The sequence below is a fragment of the Cytophagales bacterium genome (assembly GCA_033344775.1).
GTDB lineage: Bacteria > Bacteroidota > Bacteroidia > Cytophagales > Cyclobacteriaceae > JAWPMT01.
The window spans coordinates 1,723,639-1,736,429 of record JAWPMT010000004.1; the positions used below are offsets into that span (position 1 = coordinate 1,723,639).

Sequence of the window (12,791 nt, forward strand, 5' to 3'; positions counted from 1 at the left end):
TCTTATGGCATTGCTTGTCTTTTGTAGTCGGTAATAAAACCAACTAATTGCTCCACTGCCAGGCGTTTGGCAATAATCTTACGATTCTTATCTAATACGAAAACCCGCGGGAAAGAGCGGACGTCATATTCTGCCCTGAAATTACTTCTCCTGAAAGGATCAGCCAGATTGATCCAATCGAGTTGGCCTTCGTTGATGTACTCCTTCCATCGTTCGATATCGGTGGGGACACAAACGGCAACCACTTCCGCGCCCAGATCTTTCAGATCGTAGTAGGCATCCAGTAATAATGGCGTTTTCTTTTTACAAACCCCGCAATCTGGATCATAAAAGAAAAGTACCAGGAAATCATCCGGAAGGTTCAACACATTGACCGGGCTCATGAGCGTATCTAACAAATTCAGAGCAGGAGCAGGTTGCCCAATCAAATTGGGTTTTAGAAAAGCCACTTCTTCCCTCATTTTGTTCAAACCTTCTTCTTCCATCCAGTCTGCGGCTCCAGAGAGGTAGTATTTCTCCAGAATATGCACCAATACCGCATCATGTCCCATGGTTTTACTAGCCTGATAGAAATCCAACAAGGTCACTAGCCAGTACCGGAACGATACTTGATCATCTTTGACCGTAGCCAAAACTTCATCGATTTCAGCATTTAGCGTATCAGGAACCTGTGGACGAACCACATCTCTAAAATACTTGATGACGTTTGTCTTAAAGACAGGCGTTCTCAACAGTCCGGTTTCTGTAAAATCCAGTCGCTGTTTGAATTGTTCCCTGTAATCCAGGTAACTGGCAATCTTTCTTTCACGTTCATCGGCTATTTCTGGAAATTCTTTGAATTCAATTGGCTGCATGAGTGTCAGCATTTTTGAAATCAGAAGATCAGGATTTTCCGTAACCAACGCACTTCTGGAAGCTACACCTTGTTCTCTCAGGTCTTGTATCTGCGTAACCAACTGAAGGGAATCTTCTCCCGATAGTCCTTGAAGTTGCTGCATCAATTCATTGCGCTTGATTTGAATTTCTGCTCCTTCTAACTGAAACCTTTTGAATAGTTCGTTTTCCGGTGACCCAACCGGATCAAATGTTTTGAATCCTTCTCGACCCATGGTCAGGGAAAAGGAAGGTTCGTTGATGACAAACTCCTGATAAAACGGATCAGCGAACAGAAAATACAATCCTGGTCGCAGTGATTCTTCGTAGTTGAGGACAACCTCTCCTCCTGGCCCCACGGTCAGGGTATCCTCCACATACTTTTGTTCGGCCAGGTAATACCCCAATAAGACCTCTGAGGCTTCCAGGCCATTGACGGTAATATTGATGTTGGTTTGAGCGGTAGCCAACAAAGGAAGGGCAAAAGCCGCGATCAATAGTTGTCTGCTGAATTTGAACTTACGCATGATATCTTATAAAAAATCAAAGATAGCCTGAACAATGGTTTCTGGGTGACTCCAAGGAATAAAGTGATTCACCTTTTCCAGGTAACGTACATCGACTTGTGCATGATCACTGAGCATTTTCTTTGCAAATTCCGCGTTTTCCCAGGGCACCAACATGTCCTTGGTTCCCTGAATAACGATGGAAGGCGCTTTTATGTATTTCCAGTATGGAATCATTTCCTGCAATTCCGCTTTCAAAGTAACAATCTCTTCATTGCTGACCCAAAACCCTTCAGGTGTGACCCAGCCTCCTACTTTGGTTTTGATCCATGAACGATACCACTCTTCCTTTTCCATTTCCGGATCTATTGAAGCAGCTACAAAAATTAATCCATGATACGCATCCGGATAATCCATGGCCATTCGTGCGATCACCGGACCGCCAAGTGAATGTCCAATCAGTAAGATGCGTTCATGATCGAACTGCTGGAGCACCTGGTGGATAAGCGAGGCCTGGTTTTCCATACTAGATTCAGGTAATCCTGGATCAGACATGCCGAACCCCGGTCGATCAACTGAAAGTATATCTACCTCATTGATCAGGCTATCATTCTTAAAGAAGTCGATGAAAGCATTCCATGAACCCGGCGACCCGTGAATAAATACCGCTAAGGTCTCCTTGCCCCTGTCCAGAAAAGCATAGTTCATGGTCCGTTCCCCAACCTTCAATTGAGAAAGTTTCGGTACGATCTCTTTGCTTTTGAATTCCTTTTTTACTTTATCCTCTGAAATCGTGAATTGACAAGAGAGGAGCCCTAAGGTCATGACTATGGCCAATATTTTCATCCTCTCAATGGAACGTCTTCACCTGTAAATAGTTATGTAAGTAATGCGACGCTTTTTTATAATCCTTCTCATTTGTAGTGGACTCTCCTCGATTGGCCAGGCTCAGGACACCATGATGTCAGACTCAGTGGACACAGAAGACAATTCCGCTGCTGATTTTGAGGCCAGCATGGCGCTTTTTGAAGAGTCCAAGTTATTGATCGAAGAAGGGCAGTTTGACCAGGCGGTCGAATACCTGCGACAAGCTTATGAGTTTTACAAAGGCAACAGTGATTACACCTACGCCGCCGCTTATGCACTTTATAAATTGAAGCGATACGACGAGGCATTGAATAAAATTCAATGGTCGCTCTCGCTACAGCCCTTTGAGGCGACCTATCATGTCATGGCTGGCAACATCGCCTACCGCAGCAAGCAATTCGATAAAGGCATTGACTATTTTTCACAGGCACTGCAATATCAAGACAGTAGTGGTGTAGCCATCGATGACTTGAGCTGTTATTATAACCGTGGCAATTGCTTCCTCAGTAACAGACAATATGAAGAAGCTGAAAAGGACTTCTCTGAAGTACTATCCATCGATGAGACTAATTTCATGGCTTACCATAACCGGGCTCAGGCGAGACTCAGACAGAAAAAATTAGCCGCTGCCTGTGAAGATTTCAATTCAGCTATTACCCATGGCAGTGAGATTTCCCAGAATTATATCGCGAAATACTGCGAATAGCCAGGACAATTACTATCTATTCATAACGGAAGACCGGAAGCAGAACTTACCATGGATCGAACCACTTGAAGTTCGCCTTGAATTAAAAATAGTGACAATGAATATTCAGTCACTCTACTGCCCAATCTATCCTAAGACAGGTCTAGAAGGAATACCTTTCTTCCTTTCGGGATTATCAGAGAGCAACGCAGGTTATCAATACTGTTTCAAATGACACATATAGCGATAATTTGTAACATTTGCACACGATGGTGAATTGGTGACTGTACATTATACCTTAACAGTAAGGGCTTACAACTTAGTAACAATCAATGGGCAATTGGTAAAGTGCTAAAGCGCACCCAAAAGCCTATCAATGTCTTGTATCAAAATCTGATCAGGTCACATGAATGGGGAAGATGGACATCCTCCCTATTTTACTGCAATTAAAGAATCAAGTAATACCTTTCGCTCAACCTAAGTTTGCATTATCACGGACTTCCACATCGCCCAACTCAAAACATCCTACAATAAAAAAAAAAAAAAGAGCACCCCTTTTGAAGTGCTCGATTGGCAGAATTTACCTACCCATGTGGTTGTGAAATGAGCGCCAAGGCGCTCAGTCACAGGTAGTGGCGATGCCGGGACCTTAGTTTGCCGGAAGTGGTTAGCTTCCATATCTCTAAGATAGAAATCCCTTTTCGAAATTCCTTTTTTGATGGTTGAACCCGTTGAATTCAACGATGAATGGAGACTTTCTAACGATCAGTGTAGGACACGCCCTTTATCCCATTTGGATTATTGTCTTTCACCGGGAAAGCCTATATTTAATCCTCACCCTAAAAGAAAGTTTTTCATCTCTCACTATGAAGCAACTCAACCGTAGAAGTTTTATCCGCAAAAGCACTTTGTCTGTTGCAGGAGTAGCCGCTATCAATTCTTTGAAGGCGGAAGAATCGAATCCACGCCCCTCACAATCTAGTTATATGGGAGATTTCGCTGCTCCTAAATTGGATCAACTCCGCATCGCAGTAATTGGTGTGGGCGCCAGAGGACCCAGTCATTTGCGGTTCTTATCAAAACTGGATGGTTGTGAAATTGTGGCCATTTCAGATCTCTATGAAGATCTGGTCCTGAAAGAAAAAGCCTATTGCGAAGAAGTTGGCAAAGGCAAACGTCACAAGAACATCAAAACTTATTTTGGCGCAGAGAACGAGTGGAGGAAAATGCTTGATGAAGTAAAACCGAATGTGGTATTTATCTGTACCAATTGGCATAACCATGCCCCAATGGCCATAGAGTCCATGAAAAAAGGGGCACATGTTTTTGTGGAAGTACCGATCGCCGTGACACTTAAAGAAATGTGGGAAATTGTGAATACTTCCGAGGCCACTCAAAAGCACTGTATGATGATGGAAAACGTCAACTACAGTCGAGATGAGTTGATGTTCCTGAACATGTGTCGTCAGGGCCGTATCGGAAACCTGCTGCATGCCGAAGCCGCCTACATTCACGAGCTGCGTTGGCAAATGAATGAAGTGGAGCGAGGTACGGGCTCCTGGAGGACCCTCCACTATGCCAAAAGAAATGGCAACCTCTATCCCACACATGGATTAGGTCCGGTTGCGCAATACATGAACCTCGGCCGAACGGAAGATACGTTTAAAAATCTGGTTTCTTTTTCTTCCCCTGCCCTTGGCCGTAAGGAATACGCGGAGAACAATTACGGTCCCGATCACCAGTGGAATCAGCTGGACTACAAAGGAGGTGACATGAATACGTCCATCATCAAAACGAATCTTGGACGAACAATTATGGTCCAGTGGGATGAAACCAGCCCTCGTCCGTATTCGAGACTCAACCTGGTGCAAGGAACAATGGGTACACTAGCCGGATTCCCTACGCGAGTGGCCTTTGAAGGAGGAGTACCCGGGCTCACGGAAGACCATCACAGATGGGTGCAGGGGGAACAATTGCAGGAGCTTTATGAACGATATGATCATCCGCTTTACAAAAGGTTGAGTGAAAAGACCAAAGAAAGCGGACATGGAGGTATGGACGGCCTGATGGTCTATCGCATTGTAGAATGCCTGCGACAAGGTTTACCATTGGACCAAAATGTGTATGAAGGTTGCTTCTGGAGTGCAGTTTCTCCATTGAGTGAGCGATCTGTAGCTTCCGATGGCGCACCACAACCTTTCCCGGACTTTACACGGGGAGAATGGAAAAATACTAACCCTTTGGAGGTCATCAGTTAAAACAGGCAGCAATGAATATCAAAATAAAAAGCAGTGTACTGATCATTGGGATGTTGTTATCCTTAGTCACAGTTTCATACGGCCAGCGCGTAGAAAAAGGCTTTGACGTGCTCTTCAATGGAGAAAACCTGGATGGATGGGTAGGAAACAAAAGCGCCTACCGTGCCGAAAATGGCATGATCATCGTGGATCCTCAAGGTGGTGGCAGTGGCGGCAATCTCTATACCTCCGGGGAGTACAGCGATTTTGTTTTCCGTTTCGAGTTTCAATTGACGGCTGGCGCCAATAATGGATTGGGTTTCCATGCACCACCAGAAGGAGATGCTGCTTATGTGGGCAAAGAACTTCAGATCCTGGAAAACACGGCGGAGAAGTACGCCAACCTTAAACCTTACCAGTATCATGGCTCTTTGTATGGCGTAATGCCAGCCAAACGTGGCTTTCAAAAAGCGGTTGGAGAATGGAATCGCCAACAGGTGACTGTGCGTGGCTCATGGATTCAGGTGATCCTGAATGGTAACGTGATCCTCGAAGGAGATTACCTGGATCAAAGCGAAAATGGAACGATGGATGGCAGAGAACATCCTGGCCTTGCACGCACTTCGGGGCATATCGGATTCCTCGGTCACGGTGATGTGGTCCGGTTCCGAAACATTCACATCAAGGACCTGTCTAAATCGGAGTAAACATGATTTGTGGCTCTGCTCATCCGCATATAAAATGAAATCATGCTGGGTGCCCGGCTAGTTTTTTTCAATATAAATTCCGACGGATTTTGAAAAATTACTGGACGCCCAGTTAGGGTATCTCTTCGACGATTTTTCCTTATTTATTATAGCACCCAAACAGGGTTATATCGATCGGGATAGTTAACTTTTTAGGATTATTTATTCACCCCTCTTAATTTCACCTCTCCGGAATTCACTGTTAAAGTCTTATCAACCGTAGTATTGAATTGCTTATCTCTAACAGTCGAGACGATGTTCCATTCGGCTTTGGCCTGATCTTCCGTCAACGTCAGGACCAGAAAACCGTGATCCCGCATGTTCGCATATTTCAAATGCGGATTTACTGGGCTGTTTACGATTTTCGATTCATGTTCTAACACTTCTTCATCACTCGCACGTTCATTCGAGTTCGCTGAATTAATGCTGGTTGTACCAAATTCTACAGCAAACGCGCCTTCCGAAGTTTCTGGGTCATAGCTTTGAAAAGGATCATTTGTCACTTCGAAAGCCCAGGAAGAATGGGTGTCGCCAGTTACAAAAACCACATTATCAATGTTGCTATCCTTAATGTGACTAGAAATCTTATTTTGTTCATAAGGATAGCCATCCCAGGAATCGAGGTTGATCGTGAAGCTTGGCTCAAAGCCCCAGTTCAGATAAGAAAAGATCACCTGATTTCCGATGACTTTCCAGCGTGCGGGTGACTCTTCCAGGCCATTTAATAACCAGTTCAACTGCCCCTCTCCCAACATGCTTCTGCTGGCATCATTGATGTTTGGATCTTTCAAGCTATCCACCGGAGAAGTTCTTCCCTCCAGGCGTTCATCCATCATGAATACTTCAGCGATATTTCCATAATCAAACTTACGATATAGTGTTTCACTTTCCCGAATGGGCATCCACTCATAATAAGCTTTTACAGCAGCACTTTTCCTTGTTTCATACGACCCTTCGTCCTCCTGATGGTTTTGAGCGCCTGTTTTATAAGAGTCGTTGGCGATCTCATGATCGTCCCAGATATTGATAAAGGCGACACTCGCATGGGCCGCTTTCAGGTCTTTATCCAGACGATACTGCGCATATCGGGTTCTGTAGTCACTTAAAGTGATGATCTCTTTCGCAGGAATATTGATTCGATTCAGCGTGGTATCTCCGTAGCTTCCTGGTCCATATTCATAGATATAATCTCCAAGATGCAAAACAGCATCCAGGTCAATACGTTGAGCAATGGCCTGATAAGCATTGAAGTAGCCCCATTCGTAATTGCTGCAACTGACAACAGCGAAACTAACCGCACCCGATTTTGGTGCCGTTTTAGTCCTCCCAATCGGAGATGATGCCTCCAGGGCGCTAAACCGATAATAATAAGGAGTTCCTGGATTCAACGCTTTCACATCCACTTTTACGGTATAGTCTCGGGTAGAATCAGTCGTGACTGCTCCTGACTGAATCACTTCTGAAAAACTCTTATCTGCACTTATTTCCCAATTTACGGCAATAGATGGCACCCGTGATGGAGGGGTCACTCGTGTCCAGATGATGACAGCATCTGGCAGTGGGTCCCCAGAAGCTACCCCATGATAAAAAGGTGCTTCTGTCTGATCTTTCAGGTGATCCAGCGCTTCAATAAAAGGAGGATAGGTCGGTTGGCAAGCTGCGAAGAAGCAGCAAATAAGCGTAACAATCAGGTTGGTCTTCTTCATGGTCATGGAAATGTGAGACCGGAAAATTAACTTGACCAACCTTAATCGTTCCTATTTGATTGTGAAGGAATGATGAAGTTTGGGAATTTTACCTGTTTCTGAAGTGATTATCATATCAGATATTTACTTCACCAAAATGCCTACTTCGATAAGTTCAGAATGACATTTTTAGGTTATATCATTGTGTTCAAATCGGCACTAATTCATGAACTACATCTCCGTCAACTTATACAAAAAAATCATTGATCATGGTATCAATGAAGGTTTGGCGGAAGCAGACTTCAAATGGCTGGCAACACCTATAGACATTCTAAGTAAAATCCAGGCGGTGCCTGCCGATCAGTTTTTCGAATTGCACGAATGGTTGGACGACCGCTTAGGTCCGGGTTTTTCTATCCGGGTAGGGCAAGCCATGAAAATGGACGATTATGGTGTGTTGGGGTTGTCATGGAGGACATGCTCCAAAGCCGGAGAGATCTTCGAACGATGCGAACGCTATTTCAAACTCCTTTCCAATACCTATGTCTTTCAGGTACAAAAAGAAGGTGAGTTATCGCATGTTCACCTGAATAGAGAGGCGTATCGTGCTGGTGTGGCCCGATCCAATGAATCCACGTTTTCTGCCACAGTCGTAGTAATTCGTGCCATTACAGAAACAAATATCTCACCTGTCTCAGTATCCTTCAAACATCGTTCTCCCTCCAATCTGAAAGATTACACGGCAGCATTCCAATGCCCGGTAAATTTTGATCAATCAGTAAATACAATTACCTACAAAACAGCCGACCTGGAAACAAGGACTGCCAAAGCCGATTTCAGCATCAATCAATTTCTGGTTGCACGGGTGGAAGAAGAAACCAATGGTATTGAAATAAGCCCTAACCAAATTGCCACGGAGGTGGAATCATTGATCCAAAATGCCCTACCGAGTGGTATTCCCAGCATCAAAGAATTAGGTGCTCACATGGGCATGAGTAACCGTACACTGACCCGAAGGTTGTCAGAACACGGGGTGACTTTTCGGGACCTCATCCAGAAGACACAAGAACGACTCTCCAAGGAATTGCTCAAAGGCGCTGATCGAACCGTCGCTGAAATTGCCTTTCAAACGGGCTTTTCGGAGCAAAGTGCTTTTAACAGGGCCTTTAAACGGTGGACAGGAGTCTCACCGATAGAATTTCGTAAAAAATTGGCCTAATCTCGCCTTTGGCTTAAACTGTCAAAGCATTGGCGTGAAGGGTCAAGTAAAGGCTGATCTCAGTATTCAATTTTACCTCCGAATGCAAAACGGTAGTAAAATGAAATTGAAAACGATCGTCGTAATCTGGATCGGCATCCTGCTGGCTACCTTGATCCTGATCAATCAATCTAAGGGTGAAGTAAGTAAACAACTGCTTACCAATACTTCCTTCAATAATGACACACTTAAAAGGGCGGCCTTCCAGGTACTTGAATCGAAATGTAATGTGTGCCACCGGAAGCAAAACCCATTTATGGTTTTCAAAGAGAAAAACATGGAAAAACGTGCTCCAAAAATCTATCAGATGGTTTTTGTGGAACGCAAAATGCCAAGAGGGAATGAGATCAAATTGACGAATGAAGAATACACTACCCTCGAAAAATGGCTTTTCACCCAAGAAATACTTTAACTCATGGACTTATCAATTAAATCAATCATCCTGTTAGGGGCAGTTCTCCTGACCGGACTTTCAGCAGGCTTATTTTACGCATGGTCAGTTTCTGTAATCCCTGGCACACAAAAAGTGTCTGATGAAGTTTACCTGCAAACGATGCAATCCATCAATCGAGCGATCCTGAATCCGGCTTTCTTTGTGATTTTCCTTGGAAGTGCAGTGCTGTTGAGCATAGCTAGCATTTACGAATTTCATGCTAGCAAATTGGCCTTTTCATTGCTACTAGCGTCTTTCATTAGCTATTTGATTGGAACCATTGGCGTCACTGGCATGAGTAATGTCCCTTTGAATGATCAATTGGGTGAATTGGAATTGTTAGGAATGGATCAAAGTGCACTTGCTACTTTTCGAACTTTCTACGAAACGAAATGGAATAAACTTCACACGATCCGGTCCGTGTTTGCGGTACTTTCATTCTTGCTGGCATTGATAGGTCTATTTATTTCCTCGAAGCAATCGTAAGAATCAGTAGGCCTAGCTTCCCAAACTGGCTTCAAAGGCCTACCCATATTCTCAAGCCTCAGACTTGGCTTTATCATAGAGATTAAGTCACAGACTTAATCGAGCAATTTTATTTAATCAAGAACCTTGTAATTCCGCTGTTTTCCACCGGGTCAGTGAAAAATACTTGACCTGTATCTGTCAGGTAATTATTTTCCAAATATGAATCGATTTAACCTGACCAGTATATTGTTAATTCTGTTTCTAGTACTAAGCGAACATGCCGCCTCCGCGCAGATTGATCCGCCTGATAATATCCAGCGCCCGGCAAATTATGCACCAATCAAGCAACACCGCTTCACGGGAGATTGGTACATGGTCGTAGGATCGGATCCTCAATTTCCATTTCCTCCAAAAAACCTAAAGAATGCAACGGATGACCGGAAGCGATTACATTCAGTGGCGAGTATGAAAGCCAGCATAGGAACCATCAATTGGCTTCAACGAGCTACGAGAGGCAGGGTCAAAGGCCTTATCTTAAATGGAGACCTGACCAACTCCGGAAGTGAAGAACAAATGAAAGTCTATGAAACGCTCTACAAGGACCTAAAAGTCCCATTATATCCCGGGTTAGGCAATCACGATTTCAACAAGAATGATAAAAATGCCATTCGCAGCATACAATATTTAAGCAAAAAGGTCATCAAACATCGAATTCCTCCTTATTCTCCTGATTATCACAATTTGATCAAAAAAGTCGTCACAGGTAAAGCCAACACCATTGAATTCAATAATCCCGCTTACTCATTTGACGCACTCATCAAAGACAATAACCCTCCAGGAGACAAGGAAAATCCATATCCAGCAATTAAACGCCTAGACGGAAGTTTGGCATATTCCTGGGAAGTGGGAGATATTCATTTTGTGCAGCTCAATAATCACCCTTTGTACATTCATAAAGCCAGGAATTCGTACGACTGGGATGCCAATATCCTTCCTTCATTGGTATGGCTTTACGGAGATTTACAGCAAGCACGAAACAGAGGTAAACAAATCATTGTCAACTTTCATCAGATGGGCGACGATAAATGTCACTTCCCACTCCCTTTAACCGGAGAGCTTCAAAATGGGGCTAAATTGAGCAGAGACCAACGTGAACTCATGAACAAAGTGTTTGCTGATATCATGAATCGGTTTAAGGTGCTGGCTATTTTCGTTGGACACCAGCACGAATCCTTTGGTATTACAGGTCAAAACATTCAGTATAAGGGTGAGAACATATTAGATGTTCCTGTATTCAAATGCGGTGCGGTCTTTTATCACAACCTGATGACAATTGAAGTTTTTGAACGTGAGCGGAAGATCATCATTCATCCACTTCGAAGCAGGCTGAAAGTGAGTCCAACAAATATCACTCAACCGAAATTGATCTCGGAAATAGACCTCAACAATCCCTATCAAATTAATTATCGATAAAAAAGAGTTCCTCGAATAGATTCTGGGATTAAGGCACAGACTTAATCCAACAGAAGAAAATAGGCTGTCTGTTCTAGACAAAGTCAGACAGCCTCATGCTATTAAAGCATGGTCTCAGGTTCTTTGTAAGCGGTGACCTGAACACAAGATTTTTTAATCTCATTCAACCCTCCTTCGATGTTGACTACATGAAATCCATGGTTACTTAAAATGGAGCATGCGATCATCGAACGGTATCCACCCTGACAATGCACATAATACTTCAAATCGGGGTTCAGCTCTGAAAGGTTTTGAAAAATAAAATCCAGTGGAAAATTCACGACCCCTTCCACATGTTGAGCATCAAATTCGGATGCTTTTCTTACATCAAGCACATGTAGGAGTTGAGTATCGAATAACCCTACAAAATCGTGCGGCCCTATTGATTTGATACTGGTCGTTTTTCTACCAGAACGTTTCCAGGCTTCCACACCCCCATCAAGATACCCGATGGCATGATCGTAACCAACCCTGGCCAATCTTGTCACCACTTCTTCTTCTTTGCCTTGTTCGGAAATGAAAACAATTTCACGTTCCAAATCTTCAATCAGTGCACCCACCCATGGAGCAAAATTATCGTCAATCCCTATCCACAGAGAACCAGGAATGTGGGACTCAATATAGTCCTGGGATGGACGTGTATCCAAAATGAGTGCCTGATGCCGCTGCTGTAATTCGTCAAATTGATTTGGGTACAATGCGGCGGTTCCTCTTCTAAGGATATGATCTATGCTTTCATATCCTTGTTTGTTGATGCTTGCATTCTTGGGAAAGTACTGCGGTGGTGCCACTAATCCCGAAGTAACTTTTTCAATAAAATCTTCTCGTGACATCCTGGGTGCCAATGCATAGTTGAATAGCCTTTGTCTGCCGAGGGTATCACTCGTCTCTTTACTCATATTCTTTCCGCAAGCCGATCCTGCACCATGCCCAGGGTAAATGATGATATCATCGGACAAAGTCATGATTTTATTGCGAAGTGAATCAAATAGCAGACCCGCTAGATCTTCGCGAGAAAGATCCGACTTGACCGCCAGATCGGGTCGGCCTACATCTCCGATAAACAAGGTATCTCCAGTGAACAATGCATGCGGAACGCCATATTCATCAATCAATAGGAAGCACGAAGATTCCATGGTATGACCCGGGGTATGCAGGACTTTGAGCGTCACCTTGCCCAATTTCAACTCCTCACCATCTTCAGCGATATAAGCTTCAAAGTCGGGTTTTGCCGTAGGACCGTAGACAATCGCCGCTCCAGTCTTTTTGGCCAGATCCAGGTGACCAGAAACAAAGTCTGCATGGAAATGCGTCTCGAAAACAAATTTAATGTTGGCTCCGTCGGCAGAAGCCATATCCAAATAAGGTGAAACCTCTCTGAGGGGATCGATGATAGCGGCTTCTCCTTCCGATTCAATGTAATAGGCAGCCTCAGCCAGGCATCCGGTATATATTTGCTCGATTTTCATGGTCTTTTTTTCGAAGGTTTATATCACAAAACAACCCATTAAGAGCCTGTAA

General features: G+C 43.9%; 11 protein-coding genes. 7 read left to right on the top strand and 4 right to left on the bottom strand.

Annotated features, from left to right (window positions below):
* Window positions 1–2: 2 nt before the first annotated feature.
* A complete protein-coding gene (locus R8G66_16205) occupies window positions 3–1,400 on the bottom strand; it encodes a thioredoxin family protein (protein ID MDW3193917.1) in 1,398 nt (465 codons plus the stop codon).
* A gap of 6 nt (window positions 1,401–1,406) precedes the next feature.
* Window positions 1,407–2,204, bottom strand: coding sequence for an alpha/beta hydrolase (locus R8G66_16210; protein MDW3193918.1), 798 nt, complete (start codon window positions 2,202–2,204; stop codon window positions 1,407–1,409).
* 64 nt (window positions 2,205–2,268) lie between these two features.
* Between R8G66_16210 and R8G66_16215 the strand changes: the two genes are divergently transcribed.
* The 3 genes from R8G66_16215 (at window position 2,269) to R8G66_16225 (ending at window position 5,875) form a co-directional block, all read left to right on the top strand.
* Entirely contained in the window at window positions 2,269–2,952 is a 684-nt protein-coding gene (locus tag R8G66_16215; protein ID MDW3193919.1) for a tetratricopeptide repeat protein, read from the top strand.
* Window positions 2,953–3,797: 845 nt separating this feature from the next.
* Entirely contained in the window at window positions 3,798–5,189 is a 1,392-nt protein-coding gene (locus tag R8G66_16220; protein MDW3193920.1) for a Gfo/Idh/MocA family oxidoreductase, read from the top strand.
* An 11-nt stretch (window positions 5,190–5,200) separates the two neighbouring features.
* A complete protein-coding gene (locus R8G66_16225; protein MDW3193921.1) occupies window positions 5,201–5,875 on the top strand; it encodes a DUF1080 domain-containing protein in 675 nt (224 codons plus the stop codon).
* A gap of 197 nt (window positions 5,876–6,072) precedes the next feature.
* Here R8G66_16225 and R8G66_16230 read toward each other — a convergent pair whose 3' ends face one another.
* The gene (locus R8G66_16230) at window positions 6,073–7,620 is read right to left on the bottom strand and encodes an alkaline phosphatase D family protein (protein MDW3193922.1); all 1,548 of its coding nucleotides are present in this window, start codon (window positions 7,618–7,620) and stop codon (window positions 6,073–6,075) included.
* 205 nt (window positions 7,621–7,825) lie between these two features.
* Here R8G66_16230 and R8G66_16235 point away from each other — a divergent pair, with 205 nt between their 5' ends.
* From R8G66_16235 to R8G66_16250, 4 genes are all read left to right on the top strand, one after another.
* Window positions 7,826–8,818, top strand: a complete 993-nt coding sequence (locus R8G66_16235) for an AraC family transcriptional regulator ligand-binding domain-containing protein (GenBank protein MDW3193923.1) — start codon at window positions 7,826–7,828, stop codon at window positions 8,816–8,818.
* Between the two features lie 100 nt (window positions 8,819–8,918).
* On the top strand, window positions 8,919–9,269 hold the full coding sequence (locus tag R8G66_16240) for a hypothetical protein (GenBank protein MDW3193924.1): 351 nt from the start codon (window positions 8,919–8,921) through the stop codon (window positions 9,267–9,269).
* Window positions 9,270–9,272: 3 nt separating this feature from the next.
* Window positions 9,273–9,776, top strand: coding sequence for an anthrone oxygenase family protein (locus R8G66_16245; GenBank protein MDW3193925.1), 504 nt, complete (start codon window positions 9,273–9,275; stop codon window positions 9,774–9,776).
* A 201-nt stretch (window positions 9,777–9,977) separates the two neighbouring features.
* Window positions 9,978–11,231, top strand: coding sequence for a metallophosphoesterase (locus R8G66_16250; GenBank protein MDW3193926.1), 1,254 nt, complete (start codon window positions 9,978–9,980; stop codon window positions 11,229–11,231).
* A gap of 101 nt (window positions 11,232–11,332) precedes the next feature.
* On the opposite strand, the gene R8G66_16255 is transcribed toward R8G66_16250, so the two are convergent.
* Window positions 11,333–12,739: an MBL fold metallo-hydrolase gene (locus R8G66_16255; protein MDW3193927.1), complete on the bottom strand. Its 1,407-nt coding sequence runs from the start codon at window positions 12,737–12,739 to the stop codon at window positions 11,333–11,335.
* Between the last annotated feature and the right edge of the window lie 52 nt (window positions 12,740–12,791).